Genomic DNA, 23430 nt, shown 5'->3' on the forward strand with positions numbered 1-23430 from the left:
TGTTTGGCCGCGCGGCGCGTGGCAGCCGTATGGGCTGCCTTCTTCTCACAGGCATGCCCCGCCTTCGCGGTAATGCGCTTCCCATTGCATTCCATACCCCTAGGGGGTATGTTTTCTCGCGTTCAGGGATACCCCCCAGGAGTATGTGAGGTGAGTGAGATGTCCGCAACATCGCCGCAGCCGTCCCCGCGCAGATGGTGGGGGCTGGCGCTGATCGCCATGGCGCAGTTCATGGTGATCATGGATACGTCCATCATCGGCGTGGCCCTGCCCGAGATGCAGACCGACCTGGGGTTCACCCAGGGCAATCTGTCCTGGGTGTTCAACGCCTACGTCATCGCGTTCGGCGGACTGCTGCTGCTGGGTGGCCGCCTGTCCGATCTCCTGGGCGCCAAGCGGGTGTTCAGCGCCGGCTGGGCGGTGTTGGCCGTCGGGTCGCTGATGGCAGGGCTCGCGAACGAGGTGTGGGTGGAGCTGGCCGGGCGCGCCGTGCAGGGCGCCGGCTCGGCGCTGATCGCACCCTCCGCGCTGACCTTGCTGATGATGCTGTTCGGGTCCAACCCGAAGGAGCTGACCAAGGCGTTCGCCCTCTACGGCGCGGCCGCGCCGGCCGGCGGCACGGCCGGCGTCTTCCTGGGCGGCGTCATCACCCAGTACACGAACTGGCCGTGGGTCTTCTACCTCAACATCCCCGTGGCCGTGCTCGCCCTGGTGGCGACTGTGGGCCTGATGCCCTCCGCCCCACCCGCGCGCGGCTCGATCGACGTTCTCGGCGCGCTCACCGTGACCGCCGGCCTCGGCGCCATCGTCTACGCGGTGGTCCGTGCCCCCGAGGTCGGCTGGGCAGCGGGCGAGACCTGGCTGGTGATGATCGCAGGAATCGCCCTGACCGGACTGTTCGTCGCTCGTCAGGCCAAGAGCCGTGCACCCCTGATGCGGCTGAGCATCCTACGCACGCCCAACCTCGCCGGCGCCAACCTCGCGCAGCTGCTGCTGGCCGGGGCGTGGATCCCGATGTGGTTCTTCCTGAACCTCTACCTCCAGCAGGTTCTCGACTTGGGAGCCTTCGCCTCCGGAGCCGCCCTGCTGCCGATGACCGGCGCGGTGATGCTGATGATGATCGTGTTCGCGCCCCGGTTCATGAACCGCTTCGGGCCGCGCACGATGATCGTCTCCGGCATGGTGGCGCTCGCCGCCGGCATGCTGTGGCTGTCCTTCGTCCGCCCCGACGGCTCCTACGCGGTCGACGTGCTGCCCGCCTCACTGCTCGCCGCCGTCGGCATGTCGCTCGCCTTCATCCCCTCCCTCGGCACGGCCATCTCCAGCGCCCGCCCGGAAGAGGGCGGCCTGGCTTCCGGCATCGTCAACACCAGCTACCAGATCGGCTCCGCCCTCGGCCTGGCCGCGATGACCGCCATCGCCGCCTCCCAGGGCGCCGACCAGCTCGGCAACGCATCCGCCCTGACGGACGGATTCTCAGCGGCCTTCCTCGGTGCCTCCGCCATCGCCGCCGCCGGAGCCGCCCTCGCCCTCACCACGCTGCGCGCCAAGCAGTCGGCCGCGCAGCCCGAGCCGGAAACATCCCCCGTCGCCTGACCACCAGCCGACGCTCTCACCGCACACGCGATCGGCCGCGAATCCTGCAGGGTTCGCGGCCGATCACTGGCACACGCGCTTTCACCGCCAGAACCCGCAAAGCTTGCCGGGAGGAGCACCAGGACCTTTTTCCCGGATCGGGCCGGGCTCCCCGATCGGGCTCGATTCCCAAGAAATGCCCTGGACGCCGGGGGTGCGGGACGGGCCGTCGGGCGGTCATGGAAAGCTGTGCGAACGCCGTGATCCAACGGCCCCTTGCCACCCCCCGTGACACCCCCGAGGGATACGACGTGAGATCGCACCGAAAAATTTGGACCACGGCTGCCGTCACGACGGCAGCCGTGGCAGGTTTCGTGGTGTTCCAGAACGTGACCGGCGACTCCGCAGACAACAGTGACAGCAAGGCCGGTCCGGTCAGGACCGACGTACGGAAGACGGCACTGAACGTGGCCGCGGACGGCAGTTCCGCGTCGCTCGGCCGACGGGACACCGCACCGTTCAGCATGCTGGGGGTCACCTGGACCGACCCGGCGGCGAAGGTGACGGGAGCGGTCGAGGTACGGACCAGGTCGGTCGCGAACGGCACCTGGACCTCCTGGACGCCGCTGGAGACCGACATCGACGGCCGTATGGAGGCGGGTCCCGGCGTCCGCGGGTCCACCGAACCTCGGTGGGTCGGCCCGTCCAACGGTGTCGAGGTACGCGTCACCGCGGGCGCCAAGGTCTCCGCGAAGCTGCCCGCCGGGCTGCGGCTGGACACCGTCGACCCCGGCAAGGGCTCGTCGCTGCACGCGGCCCCGGCCGCCTTCGCCGCCGAGACCGACGCCCCCACCGACGACCCGTCGTCGTCCGAAACCCCCCGGGCCGATCCGACGGACACCGCGGAACCGACCCCCACGGTCACGGAGACCGACACCGCCCCGGCATCCGAGGCGCCGCCCGTGGCACCATCCGACACGGCGACGGACAGCCCCTCGCCCACCGCGAGCGACACCTCCTCGCCGACCGCGAGCACCTCGCCGACCGCGTCCCTGCCGCCCGCGCCGCCGTCGACCGTGCCCAAGCCGCCCATCACCTCGCGTGCGGGCTGGGGCGCCGACGAGTCGATCAGCCCGGAGGCACCGGAGTACAACGACACGGTCAAGGCCGTCTTCGTCCACCACACCGCAGGGACCAACGACTACTCCTGCGCCGACTCCGCGGCCGTCGTGCGCAGCGTGTACGCGTACCACGTCAAGAGCAACGGCTGGAAGGACATCGGCTACAACTTCCTGGTCGACAAGTGCGGGACGATCTTCGAGGGCCGCAAGGGCGGCGTGGACCGGCCGGTCCTCGGCGCACACACCTACGGCTTCAACCGGGAGTCGGCCGGCATCTCCGTCCTCGGCACCTACACGGACACGGCAGCCCCGAGCGCGGTGACCACCTCGGTGGCCCGGATCGCCGCGTGGAAGCTCGGCCAGTACAAGGTCGACCCGGCGGGCACCACCATGCTCACCGCGGGCGCCACCGGCAGCAACCTCGCCGGCACCAAGTTCACCGCCGGTACGCAGTACTCCTTCAAGACGCTCTCCGGCCACCGCGACGGCTTCGCGACCGAGTGCCCCGGCACCAAGCTGTACGGGCAACTGCCCGCGATCCGCAGCCTCGCCGCGGGCCCCGTCACCGGACTGGCCATCAAGTCGGTGACCGGCGCCACGCTCTCCGGGACGTCGTACTACACCAAGTCCGCGATCACGGTCGGCTGGTCGGCGAGCACGCCGAGCGCCTTCATCTCCAAGTACGAGCTGCTGGTCGACGGCAAGAGCGTCGCCACCGCCGCGGGCACCGCCACTTCGGCGAAGGCCACCCTCGTCGCCGGCACGCACTCGGTCCAGGTCCGCGCCACCCACCAGTCGGGGAAGACGGCCCTGTCCGCGGCGGCGACCGTGGTCGCCGACCAGACGGCGCCGAGCTTCACCACCAAGCCGAATCTCGCGCTGCGCACCGGCACGGTGAACACCACCGCCGTCCCGCTCACCCTGAAGTGGAAGGCGACCGACGCCGCGTCGCTCAAGGAGGTCCGGCTGACCGCTCCGGTCGCCAAGACCTACGGTCCGACCACCACGAGCGCCTCGCACACCGCGAAGTCCGGCGTGGCGACCACCTGGTCCATGAGCGCCTACGACCTCGCGGGCAACACCGCGGCCGCCTCCGTCTCCGGCACCCCGGTCATCCTCCAGGAGACCTCGGCCACGAAGACCGGCACCTGGACGACCAAGTCCTCGTCCTCGTACCTGGGCGGCAAGTCGTACTCCAGCTCCTCCAAGAGCGCGAGCCTGAGCTGGACGTTCACCGGCCGTTCGGCCGCCTGGGTGGTTTCGCGCGCCGCCACGTCCGGTCAGGCGTACGTGTATGTCGACGGTACGAAGGTGGCCACGGTCGACCTGAAGTCGTCCACCACCAAGTACCGCGACGCCCTGTGGACGAAGAGCTGGTCCACCAGCGCCAAGCACACCGTCAAGATCGTCGTCGTCGCCACCTCGGGCCGTCCGGCGGTCACGACGGACGGCCTCGTCTACCTCAAGTAGCCGCTGCGGTCCGCTGACGGACGTACCCGCATGACCTGAGCCCGGCTCCGCGCACCTGTGTCGCAGAGCCGGGCTCAGGCGTTCCGCCGGCCCCGTCGCCTACGGGGTGCGGGTCGTGCCGGTCGCGGAGTGCGGGCACACCATCATGCTGGACAACCCCGAGGCGTTCGCGAGGGAGACCGCCCGGGGGCTGGGGCTCGCCTGACGGGAGCCGGCGCCGACAGGCTCTCAGCCGCCGAGCGCGGCTGTCACGGCGACGACGGCGAACATCAGCACGAGCACGGCCGCCATGATGCGGTTTCTGGTCTTCGGGTCCACCCGTCGAGCCTAACCGCACCGCTCAGTGTCCCAGCGGCCAGGATGCGACCACCTCGTACCGCGGCTGCTCCCCCGGCACCCCGGAGACCGGCAGATTGCTGCGTACGAGAGCGACCTCGCCGACCTCCCACGGTGTGCCCTCGAAGGTGTCCAGGGCCTCCAGATAGGGGCGCAGGTCCGCCTCGGCGCGGCTGCGGGCGAGGGTGAGGTGCGGGGTGTAACGGCGGTGCTCGTCCATCGGCACGCCGGCGCGGCGGGCGGCGGCGTCGGCGCGCTCGGCGAGGAGCCTCAGCGTGTCGAGGCCGCCCGCGGCCCCGGCCCACAGCACATGGCCGTCGAACCGTCCGCCGCGGTGGATGCGCAGCGGGAACCGCTCGGTGCGACCGGCGGCGCGCGCCAGCCGCTCGTGCAGATCGGGCAGCAGCGCGTCGTCGACCACACCGAGGAAGGCGAGCGTGAAGTGCCATGCGTCGATTCCGGTCCAGCGCAGGCCACGGGCGCCCGGAAGGCTGTGCAGCGGGGCGACGGCACGGCGGAGCTCCGCGATGGCGGTGTCGGGCGGCAGGACGGCGACGAACAGTCTCATGCGGCTCATGAACCGAGTGTCGCACCGTAACGGCGTGTCCCGGTCACCGTGCGTATCGTTGTACTACGTGGCTGCCCGCGCCGTGCGGCAGCGGGGAGGAGCGCCACGATGACCGTCGTAGACACCGACAGGATCGAGATGGCCGAAGAGCGCGACGAGCGGACTCTGGACTCCATGTTCGAGTGGCTCGAGAAGATGCCCGTCCCCGAGGGAATCAAGACCGAGATCGTCGGGGGAAACATCTTCATGTCGCCTCAGCGGAACACCCACTGGGACATCATTGCCGACATTTTCGAGCAACTGCGGGCCACGTATCCGCGCAGGCGCGTGAAGTCCGATGTGCGGGTCGACTTTCCTGGACACCTGAACGGGTTCGCGGCAGATGTGCTGGCGCTGAGGGAGGACGCCGCGAAGGACGGCAAAGGAAACTGGCTGTTCTCGGGTGTGGAGTTCGTGGCCGAGGTGATCTCGAAGGGCACCGCGGCGAACGACTACGGACCGAAGAAGGACGCGTATGCGGCGGCGGGCGTTCCGGTGTACGTGATCGCCGACCCGTACAGCGGCGAGTGCCACGCCTTCCGGAATCCCACGAACGGCGTGTACGGATCGAAGCTGACCGTGCTTTTCGGCACAGACATCGACCTCACCGACACCCCCGTCGGTATCACCCTCCGAACCGACGAGTTCCCACGCGACTGACGTACTCCGCACATGCAGCGGCCCCGACCGGCAGGTTCACCGGTCGGGGCCGTGTCACATCCGTGACGGACCGGCCTCAGGCCGCCGTCGCCAGCTGTTCGCGCGGGACGAACCGCACATGCGGGTGGCCCGGCCGCAGGTCGACCTTGAGGCGCAGGCCGCCGACCCGGGCCAGCATGAAGCCGACGCCGAGCGCGGCCAGCAGCGAGAACGCACCGCCGACCGCCATGGCGGTCCGGACGCCATACGCGTCGCTGATCCAGCCCACGACCGGGGCGCCCACCGGCGTACCCCCGACGAAGACCATCATGTACAGGCTCATCACCCGGCCGCGGACGGCCGGGTCGGCCGCCATCTGGACGCTCGTGTTGGCGATGATGTTGGTCGTCAGGCCGATCATGCCGATCGGGACCAGCAGGATCGCGAAGAGCCAGACGGACGGCGACAGGGACGCGATGATCTCCAGGAGACCGAACGCGGTGCCCGCCGCCACCAGCATCCGCAGCCGCGAGGAGCGGCGGCGGGCGGCGAGCAGGGCACCGGCCAGGGAGCCGGCGGCCATGAGGATGTTGAAGAACGAGTACATCCCGGCGCCGCCGTGGAAGATCTCGTCCGCGAAGGCGGTGAGCCAGATCGGGAAGTTGAAGCCGAACGTGCCGACGAAGCCGACGAGGACGATCGGCCAGATCAGCTCGGGGCGGCCGGAGACATAGCGCAGCCCCTCGCGCAGCTGCCCCTTGGCGCGCGGCACGACGACCGCCTTGTGCAGTTCGCTGGTACGCATCATCAGCAGACCGGCGAGCGGGGCGAGGAACGACAGACCGTTGAACATGAACGCCCAGCCGCTGCCGACGGTGGTGATCAGGACACCGGCGACGGCGGGGCCGATGAGCCGGGCGGACTGGAAGTTGGCCGAGTTCAGGCTGACCGCGTTGCGCAGCTGGGCCGGGCCGACCATCTCGGAGACGAACGACTGGCGGGCCGGGTTGTCGACGACCGTGACCATGCCGAGAAGGAAGGCGATCAGGTAGACGTGCCAGACCTGGACGACTCCGGAGAGCGTGAGGACGGCGAGGGCGATGCCGCAGAGGCCGAGCGCGGCCTGGCTGACGAGGAGGAGCTTGCGCTTCGGGAGCCGGTCGGCGATGACGCCGCCGTACAGGCCGAAGAGCAGCATGGGAAGAAACTGGAGGGCCGTGGTGATGCCGACGGCGGCGGCGGACCCGGTGAGGCTCAGGACGAGCCAGTCCTGCGTGATGCGGGACATCCAGGTACCGGTGTTGGAGATCACGGCGCCCGTGGCGAACAGGCGGTAGTTGCGAATCTTCAGCGACGAGAAGGTCCCGCCGGGCTTGCTCTCGTGGGTGGACGTCGGTGCGGGGGCGGAGTCTGCTCCGGATCCCGTACTCAAAAGGGTTCGCCTCCTCGGCGTGGACTCTTCACTGACTGACGAGGCAGTGACGGCGGTACCGGACCGTGGTCCGGTACCGCCGCTACAGGTGGGCGAGCTTCTCCAGTACGGGCGCGGCCTTGCGCAGCGTCTCCCACTCTTCCTCGTCCAGACCCTCGGCGAGAGTGGCCAGCCAGGCGTTCCGCTTGGAGCGGCTCTCCTCGAGCATGGCTTCGGCCTGCTCGGTCTGGCTGACCACCTTCTGACGACGGTCATCGGGGTGCGGTTCCAGTCTGACCAGCCCCTTGGCCTCCAGCAGCGCGACGATGCGGGTCATCGACGGAGGCTGCACGTGCTCCTTGCGGGCCAGCTCACCGGGGGTGGCGGAACCGCAGCGGGCGAGCGTGCCGAGCACCGACATCTCGGTGGGGCTCAGCGACTCGTCGACGCGCTGGTGCTTGAGGCGTCGGCCCAGCAGCATCACGGCGGAGCGAAGGGAGTTCACGGCGGCCGCACTGTCGCCGTCGTGGATCAGGTCAGGCATGTTCATTAGGATAACTCATTACCCATCCTAAAGACCATTCGGTGGTACACGCGCACCCGATCACTCACCCGAACGAGTGAGTTGGATGCGGAAAGTGACGACAAGCGACCTCGGAGGCCTGACCCTGCTTGCCATGGGATCGACAGTGCTCAGCCTGCGGCTTGACGGTGAGCTGCTCGACCGGCTCCGGCAGCACGCCGCCAAACGCGGAATGAGCGTCCAGGACTATGTGGTCCGGACGCTCATTCGGGACGACTTCGACGAGCGCTTCAAGACGGCCGTCGACGAGACGCAGAAGTTCTACGGGGCGGAAGAGGTCACGTGAGGCCGAGAGACGGCATCGCGTAGTAGAAGACGAAGACCGCCGACACGACATACATGGCCACCGGCACCTCGCGCCAGCGCCCGGCCGCGACCCGCAGCACGGAGAAGGCGATGAAGCCGACGCCGATGCCGTTGGTGATCGAGTAGGTGAACGGCATCATCACCATGGCCAGGAAGGCCGGGACGGCGAGCGTGTAGTCGCTCCAGTCGATGTCCCGCACCGAACCCGCGATGATCAGGAAGCCGACGGCCAGCAGCGCCGGGGTGGCCGCCTGCGACGGGACCATGGTCGCCAGCGGCGTCAGGAACAGCGCCCCCGTGAACAGCAGGCCGGTGACCACGCTCGCGAAACCGGTGCGGGCGCCCTCGCCGACGCCCGCGGTGGACTCCACGAAGCAGGTTCCAGCGGACGCGGAGCTCGCACCGCCCGCGGCGACGGCGATGCCGTCCACGAACAGCACCTTGTTCATGCCGGGGAAGTTGCCGTCCTTGTCCATCAGCTTGGCCTCGTCGCCGACGCCGAGGATGGTGCCCATCGCGTCGAAGAAGCAGGACAGCAGCACGGTGAAGACGAACAGGATGCCGGTGAGCACACCGACCTTGTCGAAGCCGCCGAACAGGCTGACGTGGCCGATCAGCCCGAAGTCGGGGGTGGCGACCGGATTGCCCGGCCACTGCGGGACGGTCAGACCCCACGCCTCGCCCGGCAGATCGGCGACCGCGTTGATGATCAGCGCGACGACCGTCATCGAGACGATGGAGATGAGGATCGCGCCCGGCACCTTGCGGACGATCAGCGCGAGGGTGAGCAGCGCGCCGAGGACGAAGACCAGGACCGGCCAGCCGTGGAGGTGGCCGCCGCTGCCGAGCTGGAGCGGCACGGTGGTGTGCGCGGCGTCCGGAATGCGGGAGACGAAGCCCGAGTCGACCAGACCGATCAGCAGGATGAAGAGACCGATACCGATGGCGATGCCCTTGCGGAGCGACGTCGGTACCGCGTTCATCACGCGTTCGCGCAGCCCGGTCGCGACCAGCAGCATGACGACGATGCCCGCGAGGACGACCATGCCCATCGCGTCCGGCCAGCTCATCCGGGGGGCGAGCTGGAGGGCGACGACGGTGTTGACGCCGAGGCCCGCGGCCAGCGCGATCGGCACGTTGCCGATGACACCCATCAGGAGCGTGGAGAACGCGGCGGTCAGCACGGTGGCGGTGACCAGCTGGCCGCCGTCGAGCTGGTGCCCGTACATGTCCTTCGCGCTGCCGAGGATGATCGGGTTCAGCACGATGATGTACGCCATCGCGAAGAACGTGGCGAATCCGCCACGGATCTCGCGCGCGACCGACGACCCCCGCTCGGAGATCTTGAAGAAACGATCCAGGCTGCCGTGCGGCTGCGGAGCCGCAGGCTGCTTGGAGGCGACCGGAGCGGTGGCCGAGGGGGACATGTATGACCTCAGTCGTGCGTAGAAAGGAGAAAAAAGCGGCCAGTTTTGGACTTTCATACGAATAAGTCGAGCCAGCCGTAAGCAGATTCAGTATGAATACATAAGGCGAAGATCGCTATCTCCGCGCGTAGACCCATGGGCCGACTAGGCCGAGGGGCTTTGCATACGGGCCGCATAGACTGAGCCCATGGCGAAGTGGACACCGATACACGAGGCACCCGAGCCCCTGGAGGGGCCCGTCGTCGCCACCATCACCGGCGGCACGATCCTCTGGTTCGTCCTCTTCCTCGTGCAGCTGCCGTTCTACGGCTGGTTCGACGACCACGGTCACGCATGGTGGATCTGGACGTGTCTGGCCGGTGCCGGGCTCGGACTGATCGGTATCTGGTACGTGCGGGGGCGCGACGCGGCGATCAAGCGGGCGGCCGCCGCGGCCGGACAGGCTGACGCGTCCGGCGCCACCGGCGAAGGTCAGGGCCGGCCCTGACTTCCGTGCCACCCGAGGACCATTCCGCTCCTCCTCCGGTCTGATCTTCACCCCCCCGACGGGTGAACCGGATGTTCTACCCGTACCGTCGGAACCATGACGCAGAGGGCACTTCGCTCCTCCGGGGAGCGCACACCCGGCCGGCCCCGGCCGGCCAGGATCGACGCCGGTTCCGAGCTCGACCCGGTCCATCCGATAAAGCTTCCCGCCCCGGCCGTCCGCACGAGCGGGCTGACCGCGGCCCAGGTGGCCGAGCGGATCGCCCGCGGCGAGGTCAACGACGTACCCGTCCGCTCGTCCCGCTCCATGCGCGAGATCGTCCGCGCCAACGTCTTCACCCGGTTCAACCTGATCATCGGCGTGCTCTGGCTGATCATGCTGTCCGTCGCGCCGATCCAGGACAGCCTCTTCGGCTTCGTGATCATCGCCAACACAGGCATCGGCATCGTCCAGGAGTGGCGCGCCAAGAAGACCCTGGACAGCCTCGCGGTCATCGGCGAAGTGAAACCCACGGTCCGTCGCGACGGGGTCGCGGCCGAGATCTCCACCTCCGAGATCGTCCTCGGCGATCTCATCGAGCTCGGGCCCGGCGACAAGGTCGTGGTCGACGGCGCGGTGGCCGAGGCCGACAACCTGGAGATCGACGAGTCGCTGCTCACCGGCGAGGCCGACCCCGTACTGAAGCAGGCGGGCGACCCGGTGATGTCCGGCAGCTTCGTCGTCGCGGGCGGCGGCGCGTTCTGCGCCACCAAAGTCGGCCGCGAGGCCTACGCCGCGCAGCTCGCCGAGGAGGCCTCCCGCTTCACGCTCGTCCAGTCCGAGCTGCGCAGCGGCATCAGCATGATCCTCAAGTACGTCACCTGGATGATGGTGCCGGCCGCGATCGGCCTCATCATCAGCCAGCTCGTCGTCCACAACAGCAACGTCCAGGACTCGATCGCCCGCGCCGTGGGCGGCATCGTCCCGATGGTCCCCGAGGGCCTGGTCCTGCTCACCTCGGTCGCCTTCGCGATCGGTGTCGTCCGGCTCGGCCGCAAGCAGTGCCTCGTGCAGGAGCTGCCCGCCATCGAGGGTCTCGCCCGGGTCGACGTCGTCTGCCTGGACAAGACCGGCACGCTCACCGAGGGCGGGATGGACGTCACCGAGGTGCGGGCGCTGAACGGCGCGGACGACCCGTACATACGCCGGGTGCTGAGAGCCCTCGGCGCATCCGATCCGCGGCCCAACGCCAGCCTGCAGGCGATCATCGACGCGTACCCGTCCCCGAACGGCGAGGCATGGCGGTGCACGGAGGCACTGCCGTTCTCCTCGGCACGCAAGTACAGCGGCGCCGCGTTCGTCGAGGCCGACGGGCGGTCGTCGACCTGGCTGCTCGGCGCACCCGATGTTCTCCTCCCGAACCAGGACCCGGCGCTCGACGAGATCGAGCAGCTCAACGAGCAGGGGCTGCGAGTGCTGCTGCTGGCGCGCGCCGAGGGCAAACTGGCGGAGCCGGAGATCGCCCACCGGGCCGTACCGACCGCGCTGATCGTGCTGGAGCAGCGGCTGCGGCCGGACGCCGGGGACACACTGCGCTACTTCGCCGACCAGCGGGTCGCCACGAAGGTCATCTCCGGGGACAACGCCGTCTCGGTCGGCGCGGTCGCGGGCAAGCTCGGCCTGCCCGGCGCCGAGCACACGCTGGACGCGCGCCGACTGCCCACGGACCCGGACGAGATGGCCACGGCCATGGAGCAGAACGCGGTCTTCGGCCGGGTCACCCCGCAGCAGAAGCGTGAGATGGTCGCCGCCCTCCAGTCCCGCGGACACACGGTCGCGATGACGGGCGACGGGGTCAACGACGTGCTGGCGCTGAAGGACGCCGACATCGGCGTCTCGATGGGTTCGGGCTCCGAGGCGACACGCGCCGTCGCCCAGATCGTCCTGCTCAACAACAGCTTCGCGACGCTGCCGTCGGTGGTCGCGGAGGGCCGCCGGGTGATCGGCAACATCACCCGGGTCGCGACCCTGTTCCTGACGAAGACCGTGTACTCGGTGCTGCTGGCGATCCTGGTGGTCTGCTTCCAGGTCGAGTACCCGTTCCTGCCCCGGCATCTGACCCTGCTGTCGACGCTGACGATCGGCGTCCCGGCGTTCTTCCTGGCCCTCGCGCCCAACAAGGAGCGGGCCCAGCCGCACTTCGTCCGCAGAGTCATGCGGTACTCCGTGCCCTCCGGCCTCATCGCGGGCATCGCCACCTTCGTGACGTACATGATCGCCCGGCACTACTACACGGGAGCAGGGGCGCTGGACGCGGAGACCAGCGTGGCGACGCTCACGCTGTTCCTGGTCTCGATGTGGGTGCTCGCGATCATCGCCCGCCCGTACACGTGGTGGCGGATCGTCCTCGTCGCGTCGATGGGAGCGGCGTTCCTGGTCGTGCTGGTGGTGCCGTGGCTGCAGAACTTCTTCGCGCTGAAGCTGGTGGGCGCGGTCATGCCGTGGACGGCGGTGGCGATCGCGGTGGTGGCGGCGGCTGCCCTGGAGTTCACCTGGAGACTGGTCAGCCGCCGCTTCCCCGCGTAGCCGCTACCGCACGTCGACGAAGTCACCGGCGGTGGTGACGGCCGGGGTGGTGGACGTGCCGGCGAAGCTGTAGCGCCAGTAGCCGTCGACCGAGGCGGTGACCGTGGTCTTCAGGCTGCCGGTGCTGCTCGACTTGATCGTCTTCACCGTGGTGTACGTGGAGCTGGTCTTCTTGCGGAACTGGAGCTTGACCGCCTGACCGGAGTAGCCCGCGTAGGCGTGCGTCTCCCAGTTGGCGCGCGACAGCTTGCCCGTGACCGTGATGGCCCTGCCCTTCTTGACGGGCTCCGGGGAGGCGTTGACCGTCAGCTTCGACAGCCGCTGGATCTTCGCCGTGGTGTAGGAGTCGTAGGACGTGCTGGAGCCGTCCTTGGCCTCCGCGCCGGCGAGGACGTGCCAGGAGCCGGCCAGCGCGTTCTTCGTCAGATCGACCCTCGGGTCGATCGTGATGGTGTACGAGCAGGTGGAGGTGGTGGCGCTCGCGGCCTTGCAGGTCGCTTCCTCCTCGTTCGGCAGCAGCGCGCCGTCCATGCCTTCGTCCGGGTTCTTCCCGTGCCACAGGATCACCCAGCCGTCGGCTATGCCGGAGGCGTGCGAGGCGGTGACCGACACGGTGATGGTCTTCGCTGCCGTCGTACCCAGGACGGTGTTCTTGCCGCCGTTGACGGTGACCTTGGAGACGACGGGATCCGCCGTTGCCGCGTGCGCGGCCGGGACGGCGAAGGCGGACAGGATCAGGGCGCCGGACGCGGCGGCGACAGTGGCACGCATACGCATGTCTTCTCCGGTGGAGAAAGGGGTCCGCCGGGCAGGCGGCGTGGTGGCTCCGGCTGCGGCGGGACCCGATGGGTCAGTGCGTCCGCGGACCCGGCGGGCCGGACGGGGACGCCTGGGATGAGGGCACGAGAAGCGGGACCCCCTTCCGGAGATCCCGCTTCTCGTGTGGACCACGTGTGGTCAAAACCTGCAATCAGGCGTGGAACTACCGCACGTCGACGTAGTCACCCGCGGCGGAGACGGCCGGGGTGGTGGACGTGCCGGCGAAGCTGTAGCGCCAGTAGCCGTCGACCTTGGCCGTGCTCGTGGTCTTCAGGGTGCCGGTGCTGCTCGACTTGATCGTCTTCAGCGTGGTGTAGGTGGAGGTCCCCTTCTTGCGGAACTGGAGCTTCACCGGCTGGCTCGCGTAGCCGTGGTAGGCCAGGTCGTCCCAGTTCGCACGGGAGAGCTTCCCGGTGATCGTGATGGTCTTGCCCTTCTTCACCGGCTCCGGAGAAGCGTCGGCCGTCAGCTTCGAGAAGCGCTGGAGCTTGGCGGTACCCAGGCCGTCCTGCAGCGCGAAGTCGATCTGGGTGGGGTCGGGGTTGGTCGGGTCCTGGCCGTTGTAGTCGACGGCGAAGCCCATCGCCTTCCACGTCGTGGCGTCCGCGTTGCCGATGAGGTCGTAGTACGGCGAGATGGCGATCTGCCCCTTGCAGGTGGCGACCGTCGAGGAGACGGCCGTGCAGGTGGGGGGCTTGGCGCCGTAGAGCTCGTTCGTCGGAACGTCGAACGAACCGCGGTAGAGCGCGACGTCGAGGAAGAAGTCGGCGCCGAAGATGTCCACGTCGGCGGCGTGCGTCACGGTGTACGTGGTCGCCACGGTCTTCGTGCCGGAGGTACCCACGGCGATCGGCTTGCCGCCGTTCACGGTGAGCTTCGAGAAGGTCAGGTCGAGCGGGGCACCGACGGTCCCGGCGGCGGTGACGGAGCGCGCGCCGGACTTCGCACCGGACTGCGCGCCGGACGCGGCCTGAGCGGCGTGCGCGGCATCGAGGGCGGTGGAGTGGTGCGCGTCGGCGGCCTGAGCCGCAGACGGAACGACGAGGGCGGAGAGAGCCAGGGCGCCGGTTACAGCAGCCACGGTGGCACGAATACGCATGTTTCATTCCCCAATGTGGAGAAGGGGCCCGCGGAGGTCGTCCGTTCCCGGGCCCAAGGTCGTCTGTGAAGCCTGGTGACTTCACAGATCAAGACTCCTGGGACGCGTGAACGGTTGTATGGCCCGTGGGGATTTTTGCGAATGCGTGATCCTGCCCGGGTATTGACGCGTTCCGCCTCTCCGCTCCGTCAGTCGAACCAGCGGTCGCGCGCCAACTCCTCCGTGCGCGAGGGATCCTGCAGCAGAGCCGCGACCTCGAAACGGCGCGGCCACTGGCCCGCCGCCCAGGCCAGCCCCGCCGCGACACCCTCCAGCGTCGAGGCGTGGACGGTCCCGTCCGGGGTGCGGCGCCAGTCCAGTTCGACGCCGCCCGCGCGGAGTTCGCCGTGTTCGACGTACGTGTCCGGGGTACCGGCGCCGAGCAGGATCCGTACCGACTCCGGCACCTGGTGCTCCTCGCCGTCCGTCGTCACCTCCGCCTCGACGGTCTCGCCGAGCCGCCGCACCTGGAACAGCTCGGCCAGTTCCGCGGCGCGCGCCGGGGCCACCGGCAGGAGCGGCAGGCTGCCCGTCAGCGGCAGCAGGTCGGGGGCGTCCGCGATCAGCGCGTCGGCCGCGTCGACGACCCGTACCTCTCCGTCGACCACGGCCCGCAGCTCGTCGGGCAGCGTGACCTGTTCCGGGTCGAGATCGGCCAGGGCCGTGTACAGCTCGTGGAGTTGTACGGAGCCGACCGCACGGTCCTCGTCCGCGAGCCGGCCGAGGAGTTCCGCCGCACCGCCCGGCTCGTCGAGGAGCGCGGCGACGGAGGTCCGCACACCGAGGGCATGCAGCACCTGGGCGTCGTCGAAGCCGGTCGCATCGGTGGAGTCGTACAGTCCGGACAGCCGCGAGTCGCCGCCCGCGGCCCGCAGCCCCGCCGGGCGCCGGCCGTCGAGCACCGGGTGGTCGCGCAGCCACCAGGCGGTGTACGGGCGCACGGATTGGGTCGTGCCGTCCGGGAGCAGCACCCGCACCGGCTGGGTCAGCGCGTCGCGCAGCGGCGGCCGGGAGAGCAGGGCGAGCGCCTGCGGCCAGGCGTCGTCGTCGACGAGGTCGAGGTCGCGGACGGCGACGAGTTCGGTGGCGACCGGCGGCACGGAGACCCGCCCGTCGCCCGACCACCACCCCTCGTCGTCACCGCTGCGCGGCGGCAGACTCAAGTGCAGCTGGTCGAGAATGTCCTCGCACCACACGTCGACGGCGTCGAGCAGTCCCGCGTCGTCGGACTCGGCGAAGTCGCCTTCGCGTGGCTCCAGTTCATCGGGGTCGAGGACGACATCGGTGGCCCGGACGAGCGCGAAGGTGGCCAGCACCCCGCAGGCGGTCAGCGGCTGCTCACCCCAGCGGTCCGCCAGCTCCTCGTCGCAGAGCGCGAGTTCGCCCTCGCGCATGATGCTCGCGAACGGGCTTCCCGGCAGCACGAGTTCACCGGCAGGTGTGGGCTCACCGTCCTCGTCGGGGAGGGCGAGCGCACCGAGCCAGGGTTCGTCGCCCGGCTCGAGGTCGGCGTCCCGGACGAGCCTGAGGACGGTGTCCGCGAGCTCTTCCGCGTCCAGCGCGTCCTCGTCCCACACCTCTCCGGCGTCCAGCGAACCGGCGACGGCCGCACGCACCTGCGGGGTCGTCAGCACCGCGCGCGGGGTGGCGGGCAGGGCGCCCAGCTTCTCCAGGAGCGGATGGGCGGCATCCGGATGCGCGACCTTCAGCCCGAGCCGGGCCAGCTGGCCCAGGACCGGGCCGGTGAGGGCGTCGGGGAGCGGCAGGAGAACCTGGCGGGGGCCGATGACGGTGCGGGGTGGCGCGATATCCGGGGCGCCCACCGCGTTCTCCACCGCTCCGGCCAGCGGGACCGGGAGTCCGGAGAGCCGGTCGGGGTCGATTCCCGACAGGCTCTCGTACAGCCGCTGCCACCAGGCGGGTTCGCGCTCCAGACCGGCGAGCCGGTCGATCGCCTCGGTCAGCGGGACCCGGGCGACGCCGAGGGTACGCAGTTCGCTCCGGCGCTCAAGTCCCGCGGGCAGCAGGCACGGCAGCACCTCGGCAAGCACCTGAACGGTCTCGGCGCCCACCCCCTCCACGACCTCTGCCTCGATCGGCCGCAGCGCGGTGGTGGCCACACGGACGCTCTCCGCCCCGGCGTCCCAGGCGTCCCACTGCTCGGGTTCGGCGGCGGCGTCGCGCGGGGCGGCGGGCTCCAGGAACGCGACACGCGACAGCCGGTCCAGGATCGCGCCGCGCACGGCACCGTCCAGTGCGCCCTTGCCGAGCGGACCGGGCACGAGGTCGAGAGTGGCGATGGACACCGGATGCCAGTCGGCGAGCAGTTCGGCGTACGCGTCGGCCGCGCGCTGCACCAGGAAGTCGGTGAGCGGGCCGGGCGCGGGGTGGCGGCGGGTGGTGTCGAGCGGCAGCGACGCGATGAGCAGAGCGGGAACGCCGAGGGGCTCGTCGGTGGGGGTCGGCGCGTGGACGACGGGGGCGGTACGGGGGTACACCGGCGCCCCTTCCACGTCCACGGGCACCGCCCAGGTCACCGACCAGTGCGGACGCAGCCGTTCCTCCAGCGGGCGGTCGGCGAGCAGGGCCGGTTCGATCGGCCCGTGCTGGGCGACGGTGCGCCAGCGGTTCGTGCCGTATGCGGAGTCGTCGATGTGTGTGTACGGGCCGTGCTGGGAGCGGCGCAGCGTCCGTAGGTCCTCGGGGGTGTCGATGACGACCTCTTCGAGACCGCCGAGCGTCAGGAGGAGCGCGTCGTCGACGGCGGCGAGCAGCCGTCCGACGAGGTCCTCGGCGACGCCGTCGCGCAGCGGCAGGACGACGACGGTGTCGTACCCGTCGGGTGCGGTGCCCTCGGCGGGCAGCGGAAGACGCAGCAGCGGTACGTGGCCGTCGCGGCGGCGGAGTTCGTCACCGAGGCCCGGGCTGCCGACGGCGGTCTCGCGGGCGAGGTCACGGGCCTCGGCGAGGGACCAGCGGACGCCGCCGTGCCGGCCGATGACGGCGGGCTCGTCGCTGACCGCGAGGACGGCGGCGAACCCGACGCCGAACCTGCCGACGGCGGTCTCGTGACCCTCGCGCTTGGCGGAGGCGCGGAGCGTGCTGAGCGATTCGACGCCAGTGGCGTCGAGGGGGGCGCCGGTGTTGGCGGCGGCGAGGACGGCGGGTCCGGTGTCCGAGGCGGGGTGAAGGGTGAGACGGAGCCGGCCGGGGACGCCGGCGCGGGCGGCCGCATCGGCGGCGTTCTGGGCGAGCTCGACGACGAGGCGGTCGCGGTACCCGCCGAGCGCGAGGTCCTCCTCGGCGTTGGCGTCCTCCCGGAACCGGGCCGGACCGGCGCCCCAGGTGTCGAGCACGCCGCGCCGCAGCCGTGCCGTCCCGAACGGATCGGCCCCCTCGGTCGCATTCATGCTCACGCTCTGACTCCGCTCTGTCCGGTGACGCGTTACCCGTGTCCGGCGGGGGTGTGTGCGCCTGCGTGCGCGTACACCCGTGCCGCCAGTGTGCGCCCGAAGGTACCGCGACCGGCAATCCTGCGTGGCGCAGCGGTGGGGCGCCGCCCTTGTCCGCCATCGCCGGGCAGGCGTGAAATGCCCCCGGCGCGGCACCACCCGGGTCACATCCCCTTCGGGGCGCGGGGGACCATTTCGGCGAGCCGAAAACGACGGCGAGGCCGCGAACCCGGCACGTCCTCGACGCCTTGCCCTCAGTCGCCGGACCGGGCCCGATTCCGCCCCCGAAGAACGCACCCCGACCACATCCAGCCCGCCCGACGCTGGAGGCAACACGCACCCCGACCACATCCAGCCCGTCCGGCACTGGAGGCAACACGCCCACCGGGCCGCACCCGAAACCCGCACGGGACCCTCACCGAGCCCGTCCGGCGCTTGAGGACAAAGCACCCACCGGGAGCCCCGGGGTCGCCGCGCGCGACCCCCGGGTACCGCAAACCCGGACCCCCAGCGGCCAGGAGCGTCAGGAGTGACCCAGGTCCTCCGACGGCTCATCCGGTTCCACCGGGACCGATCCGCTGTCCCGCGCCGGGCGCAGCGGGTACTCGTCCACCTGCATCGTGTCCAGCGCGTGCGGCGCCGGCTTCGGCGGCTTCGGCATCACCGCTGCCTCCGAGTGCCCGCCGCAGCCGTACGACAGGGAGACAACATGACCGTCCGCCGGGCCGAACTCGTTCGCGCACACGCCAAAGGCCTGCCGCAACGAACCCGCGAGCGGCACCAGGAAGGCGCAGGTGACACAGGATGCCGGTGCCGCCTGAGCCATCGGCGTCTTCGGGCCGAATCCCTCTTCCCAGCGGTCGGCCGCGGTATGCAGCCCGTACCGGGACAGCACTCGTGCCCGCCGCATGCCGAGCTCTTCCGCGAGCGCGGCGATGGAGCCGCGCCTCGTCGTCTCCGGGCGCGTGGTGAGTTCCGCGTCCTCCGCGTCGACGAGGTCGGCCATCTCCTCCGACATCTCGGAGGCCACCGAGTTCGGCGCCGGCTCGTCCTCGCCGCTGTACCCCGGCTCCAGACGCAGATCCTCCGCCTCCGTCGGCAGCAGATCACCGGGTCCCATGTCGCCGGGCCGCAGCCGCTCGCTCCATGGCACCCACTCGGGAGCGAGCAGCGCGTCGGTCCCCGGCAGCAGTACCGCCTCGTCGAGCGTGACGACCTTGGCGCGGGAGGCCCTGGCGACCGTCGCCGCCCAACGCCAGCCCTTGTAGCCGGGCTCCTTGCACTCGAAGTAGTGCGTGACGACCCGGTCCCCCTCGGAGACCAGGCCCACGTGCTCACCGACCTCCCCCGGCGCGGCCACTTCCTCGGCCGCCGCGCGCGCGAGGTCTACGGCCTCGGCGCACAGACGGTCGGGGGCAGGGGTACGGGCAGTACGGCTTCGCGTCGTAGCAGCACTCACAGGTCTCGCTTCTCTCCATACGCCGTCTCACGAGTGCGCCAGCAGATCCATCGATTTCGGCCATGACGGTTGCGGGCGGAGCGGACCTGGGGGCCGCGTCGACGTCCGCACCCGTTGTGCCTGCCTCGGGCGCGCCTTCTGCTATCCATTCTGCGGGATCGCCGAGAGGCGCGCGGCCAAGAACAACCGCCGGGGGCGCGCTACGCACGCTACCCTCTCCGCAGCTCCCCGCCCACCTCCCGTCCCAAACGACGGCGTATCCACCGCGGTGTCCGGGCCGGGCAGTCACAGGAATGCCCTGTCGGCAGGGTGCTCGCTGACCCGACAGGGCGGCGAACCCCGCGCCCCGTACCGTTCTCGGTTCGTTACCGCAGTGGCTGGGGCACTATGTCGGGGTGGCTTCCGCCAGGTCGCACGACGGGTCCGGCCCGCTCCGCAGGACGGCCCGGTCGATCGGTCATGCCCTGCACACGCCGTTCACCGGCACCGCGAAAGGCATCCGCAGGGCGACGCACGCCCACGGGGCCGGCGAGTCCGGACTCGGCAAACTGATCGAGCTGCACGCCGTGAACGGCGCGGGCGACGTGATGGTCACGGTGGCGCTCGCGTCGACCGTGTTCTTCTCCGTCCCGACGGACGAGGCGCGCGGCCGCGTCGCCCTTTACCTCGCCGTGACGATGGCGCCGTTCACTCTCCTCGCCCCGGTCATCGGCCCGCTCCTGGACCGTCTGCCGCACGGCCGCCGCGCCGCGATGGCGGGCGCCATGCTGGCACGTGCGGTGCTCGCGCTCACGATGTCGGGCGCGGTCGCCACGGGCGGCCTGGAGCTGTATCCGGCGGCACTGGGCGTGCTGGTCGCCTCGAAGGCGTACGGGGTCGTGCGCAGCGCGGTCGTGCCACGCCTGCTGCCACCTCGTTTCTCCCTGGTGAAGGCCAATTCCCGGGTCACCCTGGCCGGGCTTCTGGCCACGGGCGTGGCGGCGCCGATCGGGGCCGGGCTGCAGACCATCGGGGCGCCCTGGCCGCTCTACGGCGCGTGTCTGATCTTCACCGGCGGCACCGTTCTCGCGTTCACGCTGCCCCGCAAGGTCGACTCGGCGAAGGGCGAACGCCGCGCCCAGCTGGTCGAGCCGCACAGCCATCAGTCCCCCGTCCGTACCGGGCAATCCGGGGCCAACGGCAAAAAGGGCAGGGCCAGGGCCAACGGAAACAAGGAGAAGCGGCTGGGGCTGGGGCTGCGGACCGTCGGGCCGTCCGTCCTGCACGGACTCCAGGCCAACGCCGCGCACCGCGCGCTCTCCGGCTTCCTGATCTTCTTCCTGGCGTTCCTGCTGCGGGTGCACCCGCTCGCCGGGCAGAGCGCGGCCGTCTCGCTCGGCATCGTCGGTGTCGCGGCCGGGGTCGGCAATGCCCTCGGCACGGCGATGGGCTCCTGGCTCCGGGCCCGCGGCCCGGAGGCGATCATCGCCTCGGTGCTGGGTCTGGCGCTCGGTGTCGCCGTCCTCGCCGCGGTCTTCTTCTCCACCGTGATGGTCGCCGCGCTCGGCGCTGTGGCGGGTTTCACCCAGGCACTGTCCAAGCTGTCGCTGGACGCGATGATCCAGCGCGACGTGCCCGAGGAGGTCCGCGCGTCGGCGTTCGCCCGGTCCGAGACACTGCTCCAGATGGCCTGGGTGGTCGGCGGCGGTATCGGCATCGTCCTCCCCCTCAACGGCGTACTGGGAATGTCGGTCGCTGCGGGGATCCTCGCCCTCGGTGCGGCAGCCTCCGTACGGGGTCTGCTGGGTGCGGCTCGGCGCGGCTCGCCGCACCCCCGCGTGGCGTGAGCGGGAGCGACCGATAGCCTTCGGCCCATGACCGTTGCGTTCTTCTCCGGTAAGGGCCGTCGAATCGGCGTCGCTCTTGGTGCCGTATCCGCGGGACTCCTTGTCCTGTCCGCCTGCGAAAAGCCGACGCCGCTCGCCACCGTGACGGTCGGCGACACCTCGGTGAGTGCCGAGGCAACCTGCTACAACGACGGCAACGCCATCAAGGAGTCGCTGATCCAGGGCTGCCTGAACAACAAGAAGGCCGAGAACACCGTCAAGGTCGCGATGGACGACAAGGTCCGCTTCGGCGTCGACCCGAAGATCGCGGACAACGGCTGGACCCTCTTCATCAACGGCCAGCAGGCCGAGCAGGAGCCGTACAAGAAGACCTACCGGTCCATCCCGGGCAGCGCCTTCTTCTCCAGCCAGACCGGTGCGACCGCGAACAAGACGGAAATCAGCATCGTGGAGACCACGGGCAAGAAGCTCACGGGCATCTGGCACTTCACCTTCGTGAAGACCAGCTGACCCCCTCCCGACCCGGGAGGACCTTCCCCGTGCGTGTGCTCGTCGTGACCGCTGTCCCGGTGGAACGGGACGCGGTCACGCGTGCGTTCACGGACGGACCGGAGGTGGTCCGGGCACCGGGCGCCGAGCTGCACCGCGCCGGCGGTGTCGATGTCCTCGCGGGCGGCGCCGGTCCGGCGGCCGCGGCCGCGGCCGCCGCGTTCGGACTTGCCTCCGGGTCCTACGGCCTGGTGGTCTCCGCCGGTATCGGCGGCGGGTTCGCGCCCGGCGCCCCGGTCGGCTCCCTCGTCGTGGCGAGCGCGATCGTCGCCGCCGATCTGGGCGCGGAGACCCCCGACGGGTTCGTGCCCGTCACCGCCCTGGGCTTCGGCCGGGACCGGTTCGAGCCGCCGCCGGCCCTGGTACGGGACGTGGCCGCCGCGACCGGCGCGGTCACCGGCGACATCCTCACCGTCTCCACCGTGACCGGCAGTGCCGCCCGCGCCGCCGCCCTCCGCGGCGCGCATCCGGACGCCGTCGCCGAGGCCATGGAGGGCTTCGGGGTCGCCGAGGCAGCCGACCGGCTGCGCGTACCGGTGCTGGAGATCCGGGCCGTGTCGAATGCCGTCGGCCCGCGCGACCGGGACGCCTGGCGCATCGGCGACGCGCTGGCCGCACTCACCGACGCGTTCGGGAAGCTCACCCCCGTACTGGAAGGTTGGACCCAGCATGACCGACTCGACTGAGGGCACCGCGAAGCCCGGCACCGCTGTGAAGATCGCCTTCTCGCCGTGCCCGAACGACACCTTCGTCTTCGACGCCTGGGCGCACGGCAGGGTCCCCGGCGCGCCCGCCCTCGATGTCACCTTCGCCGACATCGACATCACGAACGGCATGGCCGAGCGCGGCGAGCTGGACGTGCTGAAGGTGTCGTACGCGGTGCTGCCCTGGGTCCTGGAGGAGTACGCCCTGCTGCCCTGCGGCGGTGCGCTGGGCCGCGGCTGCGGGCCGCTCGTCCTGACGAAGGAGCCGGGTACGGATCTGACGGGAAAGACCGTCGCCGTCCCGAGCGAGCGCTCCACCGCGTATCTGCTGTTCCGGCTCTGGGCGGCGCATGTCCTGCCGGGCGATGTGGGCGAGATCGTCGTCATGCCGTTCGACGAGATCATGCCCGCCGTGCGGGACGGGAAGGTGGACGCCGGTCTCGTCATCCACGAGGCGCGTTTCACGTACCGGAACTACGGGCTGCACAGCCTCGCCGACATGGGCGAGCACTGGGAGGCGACGACCGGGCTGCCGATCCCGCTCGGCGCGATCATCGCCAAGCGGTCACTGGGCGCGGAGACGCTGAAGCTGCTGGCCGAGTCGATCCGCACGTCGGTACGGATGGCGTGGGACGACCCGGAGATGTCACGGCCGTACGTGCTGGAGCACGCCCAGGAGATGGACCCGGCCGTCGCCGACCAGCACATCGGGCTGTACGTGAACGAGTTCACCGCCGACCTCGGCGAGAGCGGCTATGCGGCGGTCCGCGGGCTGCTCACGCGCGCGGCGGCCGAGGGGCTGGTGCCGCCCCTCGGCCCGGACGCTCTGTCGTTCGCCTGACGTAACGGGTTACGGCCGGACGCCCGGTGCCGGGAGGGGCACTGGCGCCCCTCCCGGCGCTAGTGCCGCGACCGGCAAGGTTTACGCCGCGACGGGGCAAACCTTGCCGGTCGCG

General features: G+C 70.5%; 18 protein-coding genes. 10 read left to right on the forward strand and 8 right to left on the reverse strand.

Going from position 1 to position 23430, the window contains the following annotated elements; translation table 11 throughout:
• The first annotated feature begins 159 nt into the window (after window positions 1–159).
• Window positions 160–1596: an MFS transporter gene (locus AB0N06_RS07195; RefSeq protein ID WP_366133686.1), complete on the forward strand. Its 1437-nt coding sequence runs from the start codon at window positions 160–162 to the stop codon at window positions 1594–1596.
• A 290-nt stretch (window positions 1597–1886) separates the two neighbouring features.
• On the forward strand, window positions 1887–4166 hold the full coding sequence (locus AB0N06_RS07200; protein WP_366133687.1) for an N-acetylmuramoyl-L-alanine amidase: 2280 nt from the start codon (window positions 1887–1889) through the stop codon (window positions 4164–4166).
• 340 nt (window positions 4167–4506) lie between these two features.
• Here the strand turns inward: AB0N06_RS07200 and thpR are convergent, their stop codons facing one another.
• The gene (gene thpR / locus AB0N06_RS07205) at window positions 4507–5070 is read right to left on the reverse strand and encodes an RNA 2',3'-cyclic phosphodiesterase (protein WP_366133717.1); all 564 of its coding nucleotides are present in this window, start codon (window positions 5068–5070) and stop codon (window positions 4507–4509) included.
• A 108-nt stretch (window positions 5071–5178) separates the two neighbouring features.
• Between thpR and AB0N06_RS07210 the strand changes: the two genes are divergently transcribed.
• Window positions 5179–5769, forward strand: a complete 591-nt coding sequence (locus AB0N06_RS07210; RefSeq protein ID WP_366133689.1) for a Uma2 family endonuclease — start codon at window positions 5179–5181, stop codon at window positions 5767–5769.
• Between the two features lie 76 nt (window positions 5770–5845).
• Here the strand turns inward: AB0N06_RS07210 and AB0N06_RS07215 are convergent, their stop codons facing one another.
• Both AB0N06_RS07215 and AB0N06_RS07220 read right to left on the reverse strand, forming a co-directional pair.
• On the reverse strand, window positions 5846–7180 hold the full coding sequence (locus AB0N06_RS07215) for an MFS transporter (RefSeq protein WP_366133690.1): 1335 nt from the start codon (window positions 7178–7180) through the stop codon (window positions 5846–5848).
• An 82-nt stretch (window positions 7181–7262) separates the two neighbouring features.
• On the reverse strand, window positions 7263–7703 hold the full coding sequence (locus tag AB0N06_RS07220; protein ID WP_366133691.1) for a MarR family transcriptional regulator: 441 nt from the start codon (window positions 7701–7703) through the stop codon (window positions 7263–7265).
• 133 nt (window positions 7704–7836) lie between these two features.
• Here AB0N06_RS07220 and AB0N06_RS07225 point away from each other — a divergent pair, with 133 nt between their 5' ends.
• Entirely contained in the window at window positions 7837–8028 is a 192-nt protein-coding gene (locus AB0N06_RS07225) for a ribbon-helix-helix protein, CopG family (RefSeq protein ID WP_358862349.1), read from the forward strand.
• On the opposite strand, the gene AB0N06_RS07230 is transcribed toward AB0N06_RS07225, so the two are convergent.
• Complete coding sequence (locus tag AB0N06_RS07230; protein ID WP_366133692.1) at window positions 8021–9475, reverse strand: NCS2 family permease; 1455 nt, start codon at window positions 9473–9475, stop codon at window positions 8021–8023. The two genes, AB0N06_RS07225 and AB0N06_RS07230, sit on opposite strands and share 8 nt — an antisense overlap.
• A gap of 187 nt (window positions 9476–9662) precedes the next feature.
• On the opposite strand from AB0N06_RS07230, the gene AB0N06_RS07235 reads away from it, so the two are divergent.
• Together AB0N06_RS07235 and AB0N06_RS07240 are read left to right on the forward strand one after the other, a co-directional pair.
• Entirely contained in the window at window positions 9663–9962 is a 300-nt protein-coding gene (locus AB0N06_RS07235) for a DUF2530 domain-containing protein (protein ID WP_366133693.1), read from the forward strand.
• A 96-nt stretch (window positions 9963–10058) separates the two neighbouring features.
• Complete coding sequence (locus AB0N06_RS07240) at window positions 10059–12527, forward strand: HAD-IC family P-type ATPase (protein WP_366133694.1); 2469 nt, start codon at window positions 10059–10061, stop codon at window positions 12525–12527.
• Window positions 12528–12530: 3 nt separating this feature from the next.
• Here AB0N06_RS07240 and AB0N06_RS07245 read toward each other — a convergent pair whose 3' ends face one another.
• From AB0N06_RS07245 to AB0N06_RS07260, 4 genes are all read right to left on the reverse strand, one after another.
• Window positions 12531–13304, reverse strand: a complete 774-nt coding sequence (locus AB0N06_RS07245) for a DUF5707 domain-containing protein (protein WP_366133695.1) — start codon at window positions 13302–13304, stop codon at window positions 12531–12533.
• Window positions 13305–13509: 205 nt separating this feature from the next.
• Window positions 13510–14445 (reverse strand): hypothetical protein, encoded by a 936-nt coding sequence (locus AB0N06_RS07250; protein WP_366133697.1) that lies wholly within the window; start codon window positions 14443–14445, stop codon window positions 13510–13512.
• A 188-nt stretch (window positions 14446–14633) separates the two neighbouring features.
• Window positions 14634–17894: a molecular chaperone Hsp90 gene (locus AB0N06_RS07255; RefSeq protein WP_366133718.1), complete on the reverse strand. Its 3261-nt coding sequence runs from the start codon at window positions 17892–17894 to the stop codon at window positions 14634–14636.
• A 565-nt stretch (window positions 17895–18459) separates the two neighbouring features.
• The gene (locus AB0N06_RS07260; RefSeq protein WP_366133698.1) at window positions 18460–19395 is read right to left on the reverse strand and encodes a DUF3027 domain-containing protein; all 936 of its coding nucleotides are present in this window, start codon (window positions 19393–19395) and stop codon (window positions 18460–18462) included.
• Window positions 19396–19790: 395 nt separating this feature from the next.
• Between AB0N06_RS07260 and AB0N06_RS07265 the strand changes: the two genes are divergently transcribed.
• Genes AB0N06_RS07265 through AB0N06_RS07280 form a run of 4 tightly spaced genes read left to right on the forward strand, consistent with a single transcriptional unit; the run spans window position 19791 to window position 23315 of the window.
• The gene (locus AB0N06_RS07265) at window positions 19791–21221 is read left to right on the forward strand and encodes an MFS transporter (protein WP_366133699.1); all 1431 of its coding nucleotides are present in this window, start codon (window positions 19791–19793) and stop codon (window positions 21219–21221) included.
• Between the two features lie 27 nt (window positions 21222–21248).
• Window positions 21249–21731 carry a DUF2771 domain-containing protein gene (locus AB0N06_RS07270; protein WP_366133700.1) on the forward strand — a complete coding sequence of 161 codons (483 nt, stop codon included), beginning with the start codon at window positions 21249–21251 and terminating at the stop codon, window positions 21729–21731.
• A 29-nt stretch (window positions 21732–21760) separates the two neighbouring features.
• Window positions 21761–22456, forward strand: a complete 696-nt coding sequence (locus AB0N06_RS07275) for a futalosine hydrolase (RefSeq protein WP_366133701.1) — start codon at window positions 21761–21763, stop codon at window positions 22454–22456.
• On the forward strand, window positions 22440–23315 hold the full coding sequence (locus AB0N06_RS07280; protein ID WP_366133702.1) for a 1,4-dihydroxy-6-naphthoate synthase: 876 nt from the start codon (window positions 22440–22442) through the stop codon (window positions 23313–23315). The genes AB0N06_RS07275 and AB0N06_RS07280 overlap by 17 nt, the downstream gene beginning before the upstream one ends.
• Window positions 23316–23430 lie beyond the last annotated feature (115 nt).

Origin of the sequence: Streptomyces sp. NPDC051020, from assembly GCF_040683105.1 — a bacterium.
Lineage (GTDB): Bacteria > Actinomycetota > Actinomycetes > Streptomycetales > Streptomycetaceae > Streptomyces.